The organism is Microbispora corallina, from assembly GCF_016863035.1.
In the GTDB taxonomy this organism is placed as follows: Bacteria; Actinomycetota; Actinomycetes; order Streptosporangiales; family Streptosporangiaceae; genus Microbispora; species Microbispora corallina.
In genome coordinates this window covers 126,988-143,140 of the sequence record NZ_BOOC01000006.1, presented here as the reverse complement: position 1 = coordinate 143,140, position 16,153 = coordinate 126,988, and the positions used below count along the sequence as shown (strand labels likewise).

At 74.9% G+C, this 16,153-nt stretch carries 17 protein-coding genes; 5 read left to right on the top strand and 12 right to left on the bottom strand.

The window, feature by feature from the left end; all coding sequences use genetic code 11:
* Positions 1-11 precede the first annotated feature (11 nt).
* From Mco01_RS10790 to Mco01_RS10750, 9 genes are read right to left on the bottom strand one after another with little or no spacing between them, the layout of a single operon-like run.
* Positions 12-977 carry a UDP-glucuronic acid decarboxylase family protein gene (locus Mco01_RS10790; protein WP_204056737.1) on the bottom strand — a complete coding sequence of 322 codons (966 nt, stop codon included), beginning with the start codon at positions 975-977 and terminating at the stop codon, positions 12-14.
* A complete protein-coding gene (locus tag Mco01_RS10785; protein WP_204056736.1) occupies positions 974-1,924 on the bottom strand; it encodes a glycosyltransferase family 9 protein in 951 nt (316 codons plus the stop codon). The genes Mco01_RS10790 and Mco01_RS10785 overlap by 4 nt, the downstream gene beginning before the upstream one ends.
* A complete protein-coding gene (locus tag Mco01_RS10780) occupies positions 1,915-2,601 on the bottom strand; it encodes an SDR family oxidoreductase (RefSeq protein ID WP_204056785.1) in 687 nt (228 codons plus the stop codon). The genes Mco01_RS10785 and Mco01_RS10780 overlap by 10 nt, the downstream gene beginning before the upstream one ends.
* Before the next feature lie 18 nt (positions 2,602-2,619).
* On the bottom strand, positions 2,620-4,002 hold the full coding sequence (rfaE2, locus tag Mco01_RS10775; protein ID WP_239103503.1) for a D-glycero-beta-D-manno-heptose 1-phosphate adenylyltransferase: 1,383 nt from the start codon (positions 4,000-4,002) through the stop codon (positions 2,620-2,622).
* Positions 3,999-4,550, bottom strand: a complete 552-nt coding sequence (locus tag Mco01_RS10770; RefSeq protein WP_204056735.1) for a D-sedoheptulose-7-phosphate isomerase — start codon at positions 4,548-4,550, stop codon at positions 3,999-4,001. Before Mco01_RS10770 ends, rfaE2 begins: the two co-directional genes overlap by 4 nt.
* Positions 4,551-4,553: 3 nt before the next feature.
* Complete coding sequence (locus Mco01_RS10765; protein ID WP_204056734.1) at positions 4,554-5,756, bottom strand: glycosyltransferase; 1,203 nt, start codon at positions 5,754-5,756, stop codon at positions 4,554-4,556.
* Positions 5,753-6,784, bottom strand: a complete 1,032-nt coding sequence (locus Mco01_RS10760) for a glycosyltransferase family 9 protein (RefSeq protein WP_204056733.1) — start codon at positions 6,782-6,784, stop codon at positions 5,753-5,755. Before Mco01_RS10760 ends, Mco01_RS10765 begins: the two co-directional genes overlap by 4 nt.
* Positions 6,781-7,914 (bottom strand): glycosyltransferase family 2 protein, encoded by a 1,134-nt coding sequence (locus tag Mco01_RS10755; protein ID WP_204056732.1) that lies wholly within the window; start codon positions 7,912-7,914, stop codon positions 6,781-6,783. Before Mco01_RS10755 ends, Mco01_RS10760 begins: the two co-directional genes overlap by 4 nt.
* Positions 7,911-9,551, bottom strand: a complete 1,641-nt coding sequence (locus tag Mco01_RS10750) for a carbamoyltransferase family protein (RefSeq protein ID WP_204056731.1) — start codon at positions 9,549-9,551, stop codon at positions 7,911-7,913. Before Mco01_RS10750 ends, Mco01_RS10755 begins: the two co-directional genes overlap by 4 nt.
* 169 nt (positions 9,552-9,720) lie before the next feature.
* On the opposite strand from Mco01_RS10750, the gene Mco01_RS10745 reads away from it, so the two are divergent.
* Both Mco01_RS10745 and Mco01_RS10740 read left to right on the top strand, forming a co-directional pair.
* Entirely contained in the window at positions 9,721-10,341 is a 621-nt protein-coding gene (locus tag Mco01_RS10745) for a D-glycero-alpha-D-manno-heptose-1,7-bisphosphate 7-phosphatase (RefSeq protein ID WP_204056730.1), read from the top strand.
* Between the two features lie 48 nt (positions 10,342-10,389).
* Complete coding sequence (locus Mco01_RS10740) at positions 10,390-11,343, top strand: glycosyltransferase (protein ID WP_204056729.1); 954 nt, start codon at positions 10,390-10,392, stop codon at positions 11,341-11,343.
* On the opposite strand, the gene Mco01_RS10735 is transcribed toward Mco01_RS10740, so the two are convergent.
* A complete protein-coding gene (locus Mco01_RS10735) occupies positions 11,297-11,896 on the bottom strand; it encodes a VanZ family protein (protein WP_204056728.1) in 600 nt (199 codons plus the stop codon). The genes Mco01_RS10740 and Mco01_RS10735 overlap by 47 nt on opposite strands.
* 203 nt (positions 11,897-12,099) lie before the next feature.
* Between Mco01_RS10735 and Mco01_RS10730 the strand changes: the two genes are divergently transcribed.
* On the top strand, positions 12,100-12,864 hold the full coding sequence (locus Mco01_RS10730) for an SDR family NAD(P)-dependent oxidoreductase (RefSeq protein WP_204056727.1): 765 nt from the start codon (positions 12,100-12,102) through the stop codon (positions 12,862-12,864).
* Between the two features lie 57 nt (positions 12,865-12,921).
* On the opposite strand, the gene Mco01_RS10725 is transcribed toward Mco01_RS10730, so the two are convergent.
* Positions 12,922-13,851, bottom strand: a complete 930-nt coding sequence (locus Mco01_RS10725; protein ID WP_204056726.1) for a quinone oxidoreductase family protein — start codon at positions 13,849-13,851, stop codon at positions 12,922-12,924.
* Between the two features lie 83 nt (positions 13,852-13,934).
* On the opposite strand from Mco01_RS10725, the gene Mco01_RS10720 reads away from it, so the two are divergent.
* On the top strand, positions 13,935-14,372 hold the full coding sequence (locus Mco01_RS10720; protein WP_204056725.1) for a MarR family winged helix-turn-helix transcriptional regulator: 438 nt from the start codon (positions 13,935-13,937) through the stop codon (positions 14,370-14,372).
* A 51-nt stretch (positions 14,373-14,423) separates the two neighbouring features.
* Here Mco01_RS10720 and Mco01_RS10715 read toward each other — a convergent pair whose 3' ends face one another.
* Positions 14,424-15,188, bottom strand: coding sequence for an SDR family oxidoreductase (locus tag Mco01_RS10715; protein ID WP_204056724.1), 765 nt, complete (start codon positions 15,186-15,188; stop codon positions 14,424-14,426).
* Positions 15,189-15,299: 111 nt separating this feature from the next.
* On the opposite strand from Mco01_RS10715, the gene Mco01_RS10710 reads away from it, so the two are divergent.
* Positions 15,300-16,151 (top strand): helix-turn-helix transcriptional regulator, encoded by an 852-nt coding sequence (locus Mco01_RS10710; RefSeq protein WP_204056723.1) that lies wholly within the window; start codon positions 15,300-15,302, stop codon positions 16,149-16,151.
* Positions 16,152-16,153: the final 2 nt, after the last annotated feature.

The following is a 16,153-nucleotide window of genomic DNA, read 5'->3' as shown; positions in this document are numbered from 1 at the left end:
GAGATCGGCGGTCAGGAGGCGAGCGCGGACCGGGGAGCGCGGAGCTCCTTGGCGAACCAGTCGATCGTGCGGCGGAGCCCGGTCACCGGGTCGATGTGGGGACGCCAGCCGAGCAGCGACTCCGCGAGCGAGGTGTCCGGCCGCCGTACGGCGGGGTCGTCCACCGGCCGTTCGACGAAGCGGATCGGCGACGACGAGCCGGTGAGGTCGCGGATCGTCGCGGCCAGCTCGGCCATGGACATCTCCGCGGGGTTGCCGATGTTGACCGGCCCGGCGGCGTCGGCCTCGGCGAGCGCGAGGACGCCCTCGACCGTGTCGTCCACGTAGCAGATCGAGCGCGTCTGGCTGCCGTCCCCGGTCACCGTGATCGGCTCACCGGTCAGCGCCTGCCGGATGAACGTGGGGATGGCCCGGCCGTCGTGCGGCCGCATCCGGGGGCCGTACGTGTTGAAGATCCGCACGATGCCGGTGCCGGTCCCCCGGGAGTTGCGGTAGGCCGTGGTCAGGGACTCGGCGAACCGCTTGGCCTCGTCGTACACGCTGCGCGGCCCCACGGGGTTGACGTTGCCCCAGTACGTCTCCTTCTGCGGGTGCTCGAGGGGGTCGCCGTACACCTCGCTGGTGGACGCGAGGACGAACCTGGCGCCCTTCTCGGTGGCCAGCCCGAGGGCGTGCAGCGTGCCGAGGCTGCCGACCTTGAGCGTCTCGATGGGATGGCGCAGGTAGTCGGCCGGGGAGGCGGCCGAGGCGAAGTGCAGGACGAGGTCGACCGTGCCCGGCACGTGCACGAACCCGGTGAGGTCGCACTCCAGCAGCCGGAAGGCGGGACGGCCGATCAGGTGCTCCACGTTCCGGGGCGAGCCGGTGAGGAAGTTGTCCATGCAGACGACGGCCGCGCCGCGGTCGACGAGCCGCTCGCACAGGTGGGAGCCGAGGAAGCCGGCGCCGCCGGTGACCACGACCCTGGCGCCCTTCATCGGACCCGCACCTCCAGCAGGGACAGGGCCGCGTCCAGCACGGCCGGGGGTTCGATCTCCAGCAGGCCCTCCGACGGCCGGTCGGCGTGGGGGTCGCCGGTCCTGCCCGTCCACAGCGTGACGTGGGGATGGCTCTCGGGCGGACCCCACAGGACCGGCGGCACCGGGCCGTACAGGACCACCGAGGGCGTGCCGACGGCGGTCGCGAGGTGCGACATCCCGGTGTCGCCGCAGACGACCAGCGCCGCGTGCCGGGTCAGCGCGGCCAGGACGGGCAGGTCGGTGCGGCCCGCGAGCACGGCCTCCTCGGGCAGCCCGGCGAGGGCCGCCACGTGCCGGGCGAGGGCGATCTCGCCGACGCCGCCGGTCACGACGACCCGGTGGCCGAGCCGGGTCAGCTCGGCCGCCACCTGGGCGAACCGCTCCGGGGGCCACTGCCGGGCGGCGGACGACGCCCCCGGGTGGACGAGCACCTCGCCGCCGTCGAGCGGTCCGGGCCCGGGGTCGAGCAGCGCGAGGTCCTCGCGGTCGGTCTCGATGCCGTGCCACTCCAGCAGGTCGCACCAGCGTCGCACCTCGTGGACGTCCGCACGCCACGGCGGGCCGTCCGCGCCGGGGACCCCGGCGTGTGCGTGGGTGAGCAGCCGGCCCGGCCGGGTGCGGCGCAGGGCCACGATGCTCTCCGGCCCGCTGCCGTGCAGGTTGACGGCCACGCCGGGGGCCGCGAACGGCACCGGGCCCGGCCCGGACACGTCCACCAGGTCGTCGATCCCGCCGATCAGCGGGAGCAGGCCGCCCAGGTACGCCGGGGTGGCCAGCACCAGCCGGTGCTCCGGGTACGCCCGCCGCAGCGCCCGCAGCGCCGGGACGGCGGTGAGCAGGTCGCCGAGCCCGAGCCCGCGCAGGACGAGCAGCGCGGGCCGGCCCGGCCCGTCCGCTACGGCCATGACGTCTCCGTGGAGGCGCAGACCACGAGCTCCCTGACCTCGCACCCGCGGGGCTGGCCGAGCGCGAAGACGACGGCCGCGGCGACGTCCTCGGGCTGGTTGAGGCGGGCGTCGGGCCCCGGCTTGTACTTCTCGTCGCGGTCGTCGAAGAAGTTGGTGCGCATGCCCCCGGGGATCAGCAGCGTGACCCCCACGTCCCCGGCGAGCTCGGCCGCGAGCGCGCGGGTGAACCCGACCACGCCGAACTTGGCGGCGCAGTACGCGGTCGCGTCGCTCACCGCCTTGATCCCCAGCGTGGAGGCCACGGTCACGACCGTGCCGTTCGACCGGCGCAGGTACGGCAGGGCGGCCCGGACGACCGAGGCCGTGCCCAGCAGGTTGACCCGGATCACCCGCTCCCAGGCGTCGGCCGGCACGTCCTCCAGCCGTCCGCAGGCGTCGATCCCGGCGGCCGTCACCACGCCGTCGAGACCGCCGGCCCGCTCGGCCAGCTCGCGGACGGCCCGCTCGGCCTGTTCCCGGTCCGACAGGTCGGCCCGGACGTGGTCCACGCCGCCGTCGGGCTCGCCGAGGTCGATCACCAGCGGCCGGCCGCCGGCCTTGGCGACCGCGGTCGCCGTGGCCCGCCCGAGGCCGGACGCCCCCCCGGTGATCAGAATGTTTCCCACCATCGATATGTCCCTTCGAGTCGCGTGTCAGGAGGCCGCCTGCGCGGCCGCGATCAGGCCGGTCGTCGAGTAGCCGGGCACGGTCGGCAGGATGACGACCTCGCCCCCGGACCGCCGCACGGCCTCGGCCTCGGGCATGGACCTCTCGCTGTAGTCGCCGCCCTTGACCCACACGTCCGGGCCGAGGCGCTCGATGATCTCCGAAGGCGTGTCCTCGTCGAAGACCGTGACGGCGTCGACGCAGCCCAGCGCCCGCAGGACCTCCACCCGGTCCCGCTCGCGCACCACGGGCCGGCTCGGGCCCTTGAGGCGCCGGATCGACGCGTCGGAGTTGAGGCAGACCACGAGCGCGTCCCCGAGCGCCCGGGCCCGGCGCAGCAGGCTCACGTGCCCGGCGTGCAGCAGGTCGAAACAGCCGCCGGTGGCGATCAGCCGCCCGCCCGCCGCCCGCACGGCGGCCGCCACCTCGAAGGCCGACGCCCCGGGGGCGAACGGCGCGGGAACCTCGGCCGCCGGCCGGGCGAGGCGCAGCCCGGCCGCACCGCCCTCCTCCACGAACCGGGTGGCCTCCCCGACGGCCCGGACGACCGCGTCCTCGGTGGGGGCGCCGTCGGCCAGCGCGAGCGCCGCCGCGGCGGCGAACCGGTCGCCCGCGCCGCAGACGTCGGCGCCGACCGCGACCGCGGGGGGCGGGACCGCGCAGAACCGGCCGCCCCGGCGCGCCAGCACGGCCCCCCGCTCGCCGAGCGTGACGGCGACGGCCTCCGCGCCGAGGTCGCGGACCAGGCGGCGGGCCGCCCGGTCGGCCGGGGCGTACGGCTCGCCGGACAGCGTCCTGGCCTCGGCCTCGCTCGGGGTGACCAGCGCGCACCCCGGGATCGGGAGCGAGCCGCGGGGATGGGGGTCCCAGACGAGGGGGACGTCGAGGCCGCCCAGGAGGTCCCGGTGGAGGTCGGCCACGCCTCCGCCGTAGTCGGCCACCAGCACGGCCGCGGCCCTTCGCAGCGCGGCCGCCGCCCGGCCCGACGCGGCCGCGTCCGCCGCCGGTCCCCCGTCTCCGGTGTCGATCCGCAGCAGCGTCTGGCCGCGCGCCCTCACCCGGGTCTTGCGGACCGTGGACCCGCGCAGCGGCAGCCGTACGAGCTCGACGGTGGGCGCGAGCAGGCTCTCCAGCCGCCTGCCGGAGGCGTCGTCCCCGATGGCGGTGACGAGCACGACCTCCGTGCCGTCGCGGGCGGCCAGCAGCGCCGCCAGCCCCGCCCCTCCGGGGCGGTGGTGCTCCGCCCGCCCCTCCACCACCGGGACGGGCGCGTCCGGGCACAGCCGGTTGGCGTCGCCCTCGACGTCGACGTCCAGCAGGGAGTCTCCGACGATGACGATGGGTCCGATGGGTCCGATGGGTCCGGTCACGCGCACGCCTTCTCGATCACGTCGCAGAGCATGTGGATCACTGTGAGGTGCACCTCCTGGACGGTCGCGGTGTCCCCGGCGGGAACGGCGATGGCCTCGTCGCACAGGTCCGCCAGCGGGTTCGGCGCGGGCCCGGTGAGCGCCCACGTCGTCAGCCCGCACTCGCGCGCCGCCTCGGCGGCCTCGGTGACGTTCGGGCTCGACCCGCTGGTGGACAGGCACATCAGCACGTCGCCGGGGCGCCCGTGCGCCCGCACCTGCCGGGCGTACAGCTCCCCCATGCCGAAGTCGTTGCCGATCGCCGTCAGCGTCGAGGTGTCGGCGTGCAGCGGGATCGCCGCGTACGGCCGGCGGTCGGCGCGGTAGCGCCCCACCAGCTCCGCCGTCAGGTGCTGGGCCTCGGCGGCCGAGCCGCCGTTGCCGCAGGCGAGCAGCCGCCCGCCGCCGCTGAGGACGCCCGCGAGCTTGAATCCCCAGGCGTAGATCTTGGGGGTCTCCGGGTCGACCGCCGACAGCGCGGTGCTCAGCCGGGCCAAGTGAGGATGCATCGCTCAGCCTCCCGCCGCGGCGAGGCTGCCGAGGCGCCCGCCGATCAGGTTGCGATATACGGACTCGGTCTGCTCGGCCACCCGCGGCCAGCCGTACCGGGCGCGGGCCCGGCGCACCCCGGCCGCCGAGAGCGCGGCCCGCAGCGCGGGCCTGGCCAGCAGGTCGCACAGCGCCCGGGCCAGGGCGCGGGGCCTGCGGGGCGGGACGAGGACACCGCAGCCGGCCACCGTGTCGAGATGGCCGCCGACCGCGGAGGCCACGACGGGCACGCCGCACGCCAGCGCCTCCAGCGGCACCATGCCGAACGGCTCGTACCAGGGCACGGTCGCCAGGACGTCGGCCGAGCGCATCAGAGCGGGCACGTCCCGGCGGCCCACGCCGCCGATCAGGTGGACCCGGTCGGCCAGGCCGTAGGCGGCGGCCAGTTCGCGCAGCCGGGCGGTCTCCTCGTCGGACGGGTCGGCGGGGTCCCCGCCCGCGACGACGAGTTCGGCCCCCGGCACCAGGCGCATCGCCCGGATCACCGTGTCCACGCCCTTGCGCGGCACCATGCGGCCGATGCTGAGCACGCGCGGCCGGCCGTTGCCGGGGGCGGCCGGGCCGTCCGGGCGGAAGGTGTCCAGGTCGACGCCGCAGGGCACGACGGTGATCCGGTCGGCCGGCACGCCCATGACCGTCAGCTCCCTGACCTCGTCGCTGCAGGTGGCGATCACCGCGAGCGCGCGGCGTCCCACGTCGCGCTCGACCGCGACGCGCCGGGGCGGGCTGGTGTCCGCCGCGCCCTGCCAGCGCCGCTTCACCGTGCCGAGCGCGTGGAACGTCTGCACGACGGGCACGCCGAGGTCCTCGGCGGCCGTCACGGTCGCGAGCCCGCTCATCCAGAAGTGCGCGTGCGCCACGTCGGGCGGCCCGGCCGCCCAGCGGCGGGCGAGGTGCTCGGCGAACTCCTGCATGTACGGCAGGAGTTCGTCCTTGGGCACCTGCTCGGCCGGCCCGGCGGGCACGTGCTCGACCGTGACCCCGGGCGCCATCTCCACCCGGTCGGGCTGGCCGGGCGAGGTCCGCCGGGTGTGCACGGTGACCTCGTTGCCCCGCCGGGCCAGGGCGACGGCCAGTGCCGCCACGTGCACGTTCTGCCCGCCCGCGTCGACACCGCCGAGGGTCGCCAGCGGGCTGGCGTGTTCCGATATCAGGGCGATCCTCATGGCACCCTCTCTTTCACGACGGCGAGGCGGCGGACCGCCTCGACGACCTGATCTCCACGGACGGAGGAGAGGCACGGATGGCCGGGGACGGGGCAGACCCTCGCACGGGTCCCCCGGCAGGAAGCCTGCTGGTCTCCCAGCAGCACGGACGGCACGCCGTACGGGGCCCAGCGGGCGGCGGGCACGACGGGCGCGAAGAGGCTGACGACGGGCGTGCCGACGGCGGCGGCCAGGTGGGCGGGGCCGGTGTTGGCCGCCACGACGGCGCTCGCCCCGGCGAGGACGGCGGCGAGCTCGGCGAAGGTCGTGGCGCCGCCCAGGTCGAGCGCCTTGGGCCCGGCCACGAGGGCGGTGAGCTCGCGCTCCCCCGGGCTGCCGGTGACCACGACCCGCTCCCCCGCCTCGAGGAGCCCCTCGACGGCCTCGACCCAGCGTTGCGGAGGCCAGGCACGCGCCGGGGCCGTGGTGCCGGGGTGGACCACGACGTACCCGGGCGGCCCGGTGAAGTGGTCGACCTCCGGCAGGGGCGTCCGCACGGCGAGGCGGCCGTCGTCGCCGGGCGGGAGCGCGAACCCGGCGGCCCCGGCGAGGTCGAGCATGCGCTCGGCCTCCGGCACGTCCACGTCCTCGTCGACGACGTGGCGCACGTCCAGCAGGGAGCCGGGGTAGTCGGCGCTGATGGCGGCGATCACCGGCGTGCCGGCCATCCGGAGCAGCAGCGCCGTCGGCAGGGCCGACTGGTGGAACGAGGTGAGGATCAGCGCCGCGTCGGGCGCGATCTCGCGCACGGCGTCGATCAGCCCCAGGATGTGGGCCTCGGTCGCGGGCACGTGGCCGGGATCGATCCAGGGGGTCTGCCACTCGATCACGCGGTCCACACCCGGGAGCAGCTCGCCCGCGGCCCGGCCGTGCGGCCCGGCGAGCAGCACGACCTCGCGCGCGCCCGCGGCCACGGCCCGGATGGCCGGGCCGGCCAGCAGGACGTCGCCCGCGTTGTCGGGCCGCACCACCAGGGCGGTCCCGATCACGAGCGCCCTCCTGCCCGCGCCGACGCCTCGCCCCTGAGCCGGTGCGCGCACGCGACCGGCGGGATGACCACGCTCGTCACCGTCATGCGCAGGATCTCCTCCGCGGTCCGCGGCCCGGGCGCGATCCGCGCCCAGGCGAACTCGGCGGTCAGCCCGAGCCAGGCGAGGCCGGCCGCTCCGGCCGCCGCGCCCAGCGCCCGCCGGCCGGGGCCGGGCCGGGCCGTCAGGGCCGCCGCCGCGGACAGGCCGAGGGCCAGGACCGCGGCGCCCGTCGTCAGGGCGTGCCGCCGAAGCCGCCCGGGAGCGCCGCCGATGGCGTCCCGCCAGCCCGGTCCGTGCACCCGGCGCATCAGCGCGTCGTCGGCGTTGCCCCGCTGGAGCCGCACACTCGACCAGAACCCGTCGGGGCGGACGGGGTGCCGCGTCAGCCGCTCGCCCCCGACCAGGGAGAAGCCCGCCGCCTCGACGCGTAACGCGAGGTCGCAGTCCTCCCGGTAGGCGGCCGGGAACCGCTCGTCGAAGCCGCCCGCCGCCTCCAGGGCCGACCTGCGGTAGGCCATGTCGGCGGTGATCCACCGGGCGCCGGCAAGACCGGCGGTGTTGCGCTCGGCGTCGGTCGGGCGGCGGTCGCCGGGCAGCGGCACCTCCAGCCGCGCCTGGCTGCCGCCCACCGTCGCCGGCAGGTCCGCCAGGTCGCGGGCCAGCGCCTCCACCCACCCGGGCCCGGGGACGACGTCGTCGTCCACGAACGCCACCCAGGGCGTCGTCGCGGCGCGCCAGCCGACGTTGCGCGCCGCCGCCGGCCCGCGTCCGCCGGATCGCAGGACCCGGACGCGCGCGGGCACGGCCAGGGGCTCCGGGTCGCCGGTCCGGTCGTCCACCACGATGATCTCCGGGCCGGGCCCGATCGCGGCGAGCGTCGCGGCCAGGCTGGGCCGCCCGATCGTCGGGATCACGACGGTCACGGCGGGCCCGCTGTCCTTCCGCGCCGTACGGCCCCGGGCAGCGGCCGTCCCGGACGCCTTCCCGCGGGCCTTCGCCTGCGTGGCGCGGGGTGTGGTCTCCGCCGCGGCGCCGGGCGCGGCGGCGGTCGTGCGGCGGCGGTCGCCGCCTGGCGTCGGTCTGGTCATCCGGCGAACACCGCCCCTCTGCGCACCAGGTACGGGCCGAGCACGAGCACATCGACGGGCGCGGAGCCGAAGCACTCCAGCGCGTCGCGCGGGTCGTCGACCATGGGACGGCCCGCGGTGTTGAGGCTGGTGTTGACCACCACGGGCAGCCCGGTCCGCGCCTCGAACTCCTCCAGCAGCCGCGCGAGCAGCGGGTCCCGGTCGCGCTCGACCGTCTGGATGCGCGCGGTCCCGTCTACGTGCACGACCGCGGGGATGCGCCCGCGCCACTCGGGCCGCACGTCGTGGACGAACAGCATGTACGGGCTCGGCACCGGGCCCCTGCCGAAGATCTCGGGGGCGCGCTCCGCCCGCACCATCGGGGCGATGGGACGGAACTGCTCGCGGCCCTTGACGTCGTTCAGCCGCTCGGTGTTGCCCGGCCTGCCGGGGTGCGCGAGCAGCGACCGGCGGCCGAGCGCCCGCGGGCCGTACTCGGCCCGTCCCTGGAACCAGGCCACGATCCTGTCGGCGGCGAGCTCGGCGGCCACGGCCGCGGCCAGGTCCGCCGGCCGCTCGTACGGCACCTTGGCCACGTCCAGCCAGGCGGCCAGCTCGTCGTCGCTCCACCCGCGGCCGAGGTCGGCGCCGGGCATCGGGACGACCGGGTCGCCGTGCGCTCGGGCCAGGTGCAGCGCGCCGCCGAGGGCGGTGCCGGAGTCTCCCGCCGCCGGCTGCACCCACACGTCCTCGAACGGACCCTCGTGGAACAGGCGGGTGTTGGCCACGCAGTTGAGCGCGACGCCCCCGGCCATGGTCAGGTGGCGGGCGCCGGTCCGGTCGTGCAGCCAGCGGACGAGGTCCAGCAGGACCTCCTCCAGGCGGATCTGGACGCTGGCGGCCAGGTCGGCGTGGTCGGCCGTCCACGCCTCGCCCTTCGACAGGGCCTTGGCGTACACGCTCCAGTCGATCGGCTCGACGCGGAACCCCCCGTCGCCCGTCGGGTGGACGAGCTCGCGCAGCTCCCTGAGGAAGCGGGGGCGCCCGTAGGAGGCCATGGCCATGACCTTGTACTCGTCGCTCGACCTGAGGAAGCCGAGGTGCTGGGTGAGGTCCTCGTACATGAGTCCCAGCGAGTGGGGAAGCTCCTGAGTGGCCAGGACGGTCAGCTCGCCGTCCTGGTAGTGCCCGGCGAGGTGGGAGACCGCCTCGCCCCGCCCGTCGCAGACGAGGACGGCCGACTCCCGGAACGGCGCGGCGAGACCGGCGGACGCCGCGTGGGCGACGTGGTGGGGGACGAAGCTCACCTGGGCGGGGTCGAGCCCGGGAAGCGCGGTGGCGAGGAAGTTGGGGGCGCGATGGGCGTAGGTGGTGCGCAGGTCCTCCCAGCGGTCGTCGAGCCCGGCCTGCCCGGGGCGGACGAGCCGGGGGTCGAACGAGTAGGCGACCCCGTCCAGGTCCTCCGGGCGGAGCCCGGCCTGCTCCAGGCACCAGGCGGCCGCCATCTCGGGCAGCTCCCAGGCGGAGAACGGCACCGGCCGTTTGCCGTGCTTGCGGCGGCTGAACCGCTCCTCCTCGGCGGCCGCGACCACCTCTCCGTCCACGACCAGCGCGGCGGCTGGATCATGGAATATCGCGTTTATCCCCAGGAATCGCATCGGTTTACCTCCGTTGCGCGGTGGGTGTCTGGTTACCGAGAGAAGCGCTTCTAAACACCGCTTTGCGGATAACTCGACGTGAGTGGGGGGTGAACTCAGAAATCGTCACTGTCAGTAGTCAATGGCCGTGTTTGCGACCTTGAGGCCCGGGTAGCCCGGGGGGCGGTTCATGCAGGAGGACGTATTGCCACGCCATTCGCGCCGCCCCGCCGCGGTGCTCTTCGATCGTGACGGAACGCTCATCCGGGACGTTCCATACAACAGCGATCCAAACCTGGTCGAACCGGTCCCGGGCGCAGGCCGGGCGCTCGACCGCCTGCGCCGGGCCGGCCTCCCGATGGGGATCGTGAGCAACCAGTCGGGGGTGGCCAGGGGGATCATCAGCCCGGAGGCCCTGCGCGAGGTGAACGCCCGCGTGGAGGAGCTTCTCGGTCCGTTCGACGTGTGGGCCGTGTGCCCGCACGACGACGACGACGGCTGCGACTGCCGCAAGCCCGCCCCCGGGCTCGTGCTGCGCGCCGCGCGGACGCTGGGCGTGGCGCCGGGCGACTGCGTGGTGATCGGCGACATCGGGCGCGACGTCGCGGCCGCACGGGCGGCCGGCGCGCGGGGAATCCTCGTACCGACGCCCGTGACGCTGCCCGAGGAGGTGGCCGCCGCCCCCGAGGTGGCGCCCGACCTGGGCGCGGCCGTGGACATGGTGCTGGACGGCGCCGGCGTGGGCACGCCTCGCGAGGGGGATGAAGGCGGGTTGGCGGGGCAGGGGGGTGGGGCCGACGGGGCGGCGTGAGGGACCGCGGGAAGGCCGACCGATCGACGGACGGGGAGCGATGATCTGATGCGAATTCTGGTCTGGCACGTGCACGGCTCGTGGACCACCTCCTTCGTGCAGGGGGGCCACGACTACCTGGTTCCGCTGACGCCCGACCGCGGGCCCGACGGACGCGGGCGGGCCCGCACCTACCCATGGCCGGAGAACGTGCGCGAGGTGCCGTTCGACCGGCTCGCGGACGAGGAGGTCGACGTGGTCGTCTACCAGCGGCCGCACGAGGTCGACCTGGCCCGGGAGTGGCTCGGCCGGCCCGTGCCCGGCGTGTACGTCGAGCACAACACCCCGGCGGGCGACGTCCCGAAGACCCGGCACGCCCTGGCCGGCCGCGGGGACATCCCGCTCGTCCACGTCACCCACTTCAACGACCTGTTCTGGGACTCCGGGCACGCTCCCACCCATGTGATCGAGCACGGCGTGGTCGACCCGGGCCACCTCTACACGGGCGAGCTTCCGCACGCGGGCGTGGTCGTGAACGAGCCGATCCGCAGGTGGCGCGTCGCCGGCACCGACCTGCTGCCCACGTTCGCCGCCGCCGCGCCGCTCGACGTGTACGGCATGGGGGTCACCGGGCTGCCCACGACTCTGGGCCTGACGGACCGGGTCCAGGCGTACGAGGACGTGCCGCAGGCCGAGATGCACGCCGGGCTCGCGCGCCGGCGCGTCTACCTGCACCCCTACCGCTGGACCTCGCTGGGCCTGTCGCTCATCGAGGCCATGATGATCGGCATGCCGGTCGTGGCGCTGGCGACCACCGAGGCCGTGGAGGCCGTGCCGCCGGAGGCCGGCGTCGTGTCCACCAAGATCACATCGCTCGTCCGGGCGCTCGACGCGTACGCCTCCGACCCCGAGCTCGCCGCCCAGGCGGGCAAGGCCGCCCGGGCCGCGGCGCTCGCCCGCTACGACATCCGCCGGTTCACGGCCGACTGGGACCGGCTGCTCGGCGAGATCGCCGCCGCCTGACCTCCCGGGCCTCGGCGCGGCCACGGCGAGGGCCGGGAGGCCGGGCCCACCACCTCCGGGTGGCGAGCGCCGCGAGCACCGCGCCCGCCGTGTTGAGGATCACGTCGTCCACCGAGCTCACCCGCCCGATCCGGAGGGCGTACTGGAGGATCTCGACGGTGAGCGAGGCCGTGGCCGCGACGGCGGCCACGGCGGTGAGCGAGGCGAAGCGCGGCGAGCGGACCGGAAGCGCCGCGCCGAGCGCCGCGAAGTCCAGGAGATTGCCCCCGATCTGCACGAACGCCGCCACCGGGGGCATCGACACGATCTGGTCCGCCAGGTCGACCAGGGGGACGAGGTCCACGCCCCGCGCCGTCCCCGGCGTGAGGATCATCCAGATCCAGGGGGCGGTACCGGCCACGACGGCGACGTCCGCGAACGCCGTCCGCCGGGGAGCGGGATGTCCCGCGCGGCGGCGGCGGCGCGCGAGGAGGAACGCGGCGAGGACCGCCACGGGAAGGGCCAGGACGGCCGCGACGACGACATGTCCCCACGCGTTCCACGTCTCGTGCATCCGATCATGATGGCAGGCGCCCGGCAGCCGGCACCGGCGTGACGAGCGTCACGGCGGCACGACGGGCATGTGATTGACACGTCAATTATCGATTTGATTGACTCGTCAAGTACCGACGAGGGGGCTCGACCACGGAGGCCGCGCCACGGACCGGGACGCGCGGAGCCACCCGGACGACCACGGACTGGACCAGGAGAGATTCCATGGGAACGCTTGACGAGAAGGTAGTGCTGATCACCGGCAGCGGAGGCGGCCTGGGCCGAGTCGCCGGGCAGGTCTTCGCGCGGGAGGGCGCGAAGATCGTCGGACTCGACATCAACCCCCGCACCAACGACGAGACGGTCGAGCTCGTCCGCGCCGCGGGCGGCGAAATGACGGGCTTCGCGCCGGTCGATCTCACCGAACCGGAACAGGTGCGACGGGCCGTCGACGACGCGGCGGCCGTCTACGGCGGGCTCGACGTGATCTACAACAACGCCGCCCTGGTCCGCTTCGGCCCGATGCCCGACGTCTCGATCGAGGACTGGCGGGCGACCCTGACCGGCGAGCTCGACATCCCCTTCTTCGTGTCGAAGTTCGCCTGGCCGCACCTGGTCCGGCGCGGCGGCGGCGTCATCGTCAACGTCGCGTCCATCGCCGGCATGATCGGCGGCGCCGTCCCCCCGATGGTCGCCCACAGCGCGGCGAACGCCGGCATCATCGGCATGACGCGGCAACTGGCGCTCGAAGGCGCACCCCACGGCATCCGGGTGGTGGCGATCAGCCCCGGACCCACCCTCACCCCGCTCAGCGACCGCGACCTCGGCGACAACCAGGCGGCCCGGGACGCGATCACCGCCAAGACGCTCCTCAAGCGCTTCGCCCGGCCCGAGGAGGTCGTCGAGCTGGCGGCGTTCCTCGCCTCCGACCGCGCGGGGTACATCACGGGCGCCAACTACCCCGTCGACGGCGGCTCCACCGCCTGGTAGCGCGCACCGGACGACCGCGCCGCGGACGTCCGGCCTCCGGCGACGCTCGTCCCGATCTCAGGGCACCAGGACGACCTTGCCGAGGTTGCGACGGGACTCGATGATCTCGTGGGCACGGGCCGCCTCGGCGAGCGGGATCTCGGCGAACACGTGGGGGCGCAGCGTGCCGCCGCGGTGGAGCTCCCACAGCTCGTCACGCCAGCGCGCGTACACCTCGGGCCTGCCCCGCGCGATGGCCGCCAGCTGGAAGCCGACGACCGAGGCGCTGCGGACCAGCAGCTCGTACGCGTCGACCGTGCCGCCGCCCGAGCTGAAGGCGACCAGCCGGCCGCCGGGCGCGAGGGCGCGCACCGCGGGGCCGAGGACGTCTCCGCCCACCCCGTCGACGACGACGTCGACCGGATCGCCCCAGGATCCGTCCCCGTACAGGACCACCTCGTCGGCGCCGAGGGCGCGGACGAACTCCGCCTTGTCCGCGCTGCCGACGGCCGCGACCACACGGGAGGCGCCGCCCGCCTTCGCGTACTGCAGTGCGAGGGTGCCGACCGCACTGGCCGCCGCGGTGACCAGGACGGCGTCGCCGGGGTGGGGGCGTCCGGCCTCGTAGGCGCCGCGCGCCACCAGGCCGCTGCGGACCAGGGCGACGGCGTCGATGCCGGTCGTCCCCCCGGGAACGACGGAGGCCATCGCCTCGTGGATCAGGGCCAGCTCGGCGTAGGCGTGGGAGAAGCAGAGACCGGTGACGCGGTCGCCCACGGCGAAGCCGGCGACGCCCTCGCCCACGGCGGCGACCGTGCCCGCCACCTCGCCGCCGAGCGGGACCGGGTCCGCGGCCTCGCGCACCTTCCGTACGGCCGGCAGCGTGACGCCGACCGCTTCGGCTCGGACGAGCAGCTCGCCCGGTCCGGGCTCCGGAACGGGCGCCTCCTCGACGAAGAGGACCTCAGGGCCGCCGCTCACCTCGTAGCGGACACGACGCACGGGCATCTCCAATTCATTGGAATTACCAACGGATCTCAGCGTAGAGAGAAGTCATTGGGAAGTCCAATGGATTTGGATACCCTGCCTCCGTGACCGAACGCCCGCGCGCACTGGCGCACATCCAGTCCCTGCCGAGCTGGCTGGCCGGCCGCGTGGCGGAGCGCGGCCGGAGCCTGGTCGCCGAGGCGATCGCCGGCGAGGGGCTGAAACTGTCGCATCACGCCGTGCTCGCGGCGGTGAGCGAGTACGGCCCGGTCGCCCAGGCGGATGTGGTGCGCAGGCTGGGCTTCGACCCGAAGGACGTGGTCATCCTGCTCAACCAGCTGGAGGAGGCCGGGCTGGCGATACGGGAGCCCGACCCGCGGGACCGCCGCAAGAACGCCGTGACGGTGACGCCGGCGGGCGTGCGAACCCTGGAGCGGTGCGCGGAGCTGGCGGAGAGGGCCAACGCCGAACTCCTGGCGCCGCTCAGCGCGGCCGAAGGCCGGCAGCTGATGGAGCTGCTGACCCGGGTGTACCAGTCCTGACCACGTACGACCGGCGTCCGGACGGCCGCCACGGGTCCCTTACGCGGGCGGCTATCTGCCGTGGGGGTCGGACGCGTTGAGCGTCTCGACGACCTGGTTGTAGTCGCCGCGCGCCTCGCCGTAGCGCAGGAACTTCACCCGCTCCACCTGGATCTCCTTAGCGTCGGGCTGCGTCCTGAGCAGCTCGACGGCCTCCGCCACGAACTCGTCGAGCGGCATCGCGTGCTCGCTGTTCTCCTGGCCGGGCAGCAGCGAGGTGCGTACGGACGGAGGCTCGAGCTCCACGATCTTCACGGTCGTGTCGGCGAGCTGCAGCCGGATCGACTCGCTGAGCATGTGGATCGCGGCCTTCGACGCGTTGTAGCTCGGCGTGACCTTGAGCGGCGTGAACGCCAGGCCCGAGGAGACGGTGACGACGGTGGCGTCCGGCCGCGTCTGCAGGTGCTCGATGAACGCGGCGATGAGACGGATCGGACCGAGCACGTTCGTCGTGATGACCGACTCGGCGGAGGCGAGGAACGACTCGGGGCTGTGCCAGTCCTCGACGCGCATGATGCCGGCCATCGTGACCAGGACGTTGAGGTCCGGGTGCCTGGCCAGCACCTCCTTCGCGGCGGACTCGATGCTCGCGGCGTCGGCCGTGTCGATCCGCACAGTGTCGATGCCGGGGTGCTCCGCGGCGATCCGATCCAGCAGTTCGGTGCGCCGGCCGCCGACGATGACCGTGTTGCCCCTGGCGTTCAGTTCGACCGCGAGGGCGAGGCCGATGCCGCTCGTGGAACCCGGAATGAAGATGGTGTTGCCGGAGATTTTCATGCCTCCAGGGTGGGCGGCGCACGGCGGCGGGTGCAGAGAGCGCTTATCGGGGGATCGGCGATCCCTGGTTCGCGGTAATCGGACCCCGGCCGCGGAGCGGATACTGAACGCATGGACCGCAGTGCACTCGCCGACTTCCTGCGCAGGCGCCGGGAGGCGCTGCGGCCGGAGGACGTCGGGCTCCCCATGGGCGCCCGCCGCCGGGCGCCGGGCCTGCGGCGCGAGGAGGTGGCGGCCCTCGCCGCCATGTCGACCGACTACTACACCCGGCTCGAACAGCGGCGCGGTCCGCAGCCCAGCGAGCAGATGCTCGCGTCGCTCGCCCGCGCGCTGCGGCTGACCGGCGACGAGCGCGACTACCTGTTCCGGATGGCGGGGCACAACGCCCCGGCGCCGGTGACCGCCGCGACGCACGTCGCCCCCGCGCTGCTGCGGGTGCTCGACCGCCTCGACGACACCCCGGCGCTCATCCTGTCCAACCTGGGCGAGACGCTGGTGCAGAACCGGATGGCCGACGCCCTGTTCGGCGACAAGTCCGGCCACACGGGCCTCGCCCGCAGCGGGATCTACCGGTGGTTCACCGACCCCTCCGAACGGCTGCGCTACCCGGAGGAAGACCGCGACAGGCAGAGCCGCGCCCAGGTGGCGAACCTGCGGGTCGCCTACGGATCGATGGGCCCGCGGTCCCGGGCCGGTGAGCTCGTGCGGGCGCTGCAGAAGGCGAGCACGGAGTTCGCCGAGCTGTGGGACCGGCACGAGGTGGCCACGCGCTTCGAGGACCACAAGACGCTCATCCATCCCGAGCTCGGTCCGATCGAGCTGGACTGTCAGGTGCTGTTCACCGAGGACCAGTCCCAGGCGCTGCTCGTGCTCACCGCTCCCCCGCGCACCGAGGGCCACGAGAAGCTGCGACTCCTCGCGGTGCTGGGACACGAGCACTTCGCCGAGACCGGACGCGGCTAGCG

Excerpts from the sequence above, each read along its gene's own strand:
- Mco01_RS10750 (WP_204056731.1), bottom strand. The coding sequence starts at position 9,551 with ATGCGATTCCTGGGGATAAACGCGATATTCCATGATCCAGCCGCCGCG.
- Mco01_RS10735 (WP_204056728.1), bottom strand. The coding sequence starts at position 11,896 with ATGCACGAGACGTGGAACGCGTGGGGACATGTCGTCGTCGCGGCCGTC.
- Mco01_RS10715 (WP_204056724.1), bottom strand. The coding sequence starts at position 15,188 with ATGAAAATCTCCGGCAACACCATCTTCATTCCGGGTTCCACGAGCGGC.
- Mco01_RS10755 (WP_204056732.1), bottom strand. The coding sequence starts at position 7,914 with ATGACCAGACCGACGCCAGGCGGCGACCGCCGCCGCACGACCGCCGCC.
- Mco01_RS10765 (WP_204056734.1), bottom strand. The coding sequence starts at position 5,756 with ATGAGGATCGCCCTGATATCGGAACACGCCAGCCCGCTGGCGACCCTC.
- Mco01_RS10710 (WP_204056723.1), top strand. The coding sequence starts at position 15,300 with ATGGACCGCAGTGCACTCGCCGACTTCCTGCGCAGGCGCCGGGAGGCG.
- Mco01_RS10790 (WP_204056737.1), bottom strand. The coding sequence starts at position 977 with ATGAAGGGCGCCAGGGTCGTGGTCACCGGCGGCGCCGGCTTCCTCGGC.
- Mco01_RS10730 (WP_204056727.1), top strand. The coding sequence starts at position 12,100 with ATGGGAACGCTTGACGAGAAGGTAGTGCTGATCACCGGCAGCGGAGGC.
- Mco01_RS10745 (WP_204056730.1), top strand. The coding sequence starts at position 9,721 with ATGCAGGAGGACGTATTGCCACGCCATTCGCGCCGCCCCGCCGCGGTG.
- Mco01_RS10725 (WP_204056726.1), bottom strand. The coding sequence starts at position 13,851 with ATGCCCGTGCGTCGTGTCCGCTACGAGGTGAGCGGCGGCCCTGAGGTC.
- Mco01_RS10770 (WP_204056735.1), bottom strand. The coding sequence starts at position 4,550 with ATGCATCCTCACTTGGCCCGGCTGAGCACCGCGCTGTCGGCGGTCGAC.
- Mco01_RS10740 (WP_204056729.1), top strand. The coding sequence starts at position 10,390 with ATGCGAATTCTGGTCTGGCACGTGCACGGCTCGTGGACCACCTCCTTC.
- Mco01_RS10785 (WP_204056736.1), bottom strand. The coding sequence starts at position 1,924 with ATGGCCGTAGCGGACGGGCCGGGCCGGCCCGCGCTGCTCGTCCTGCGC.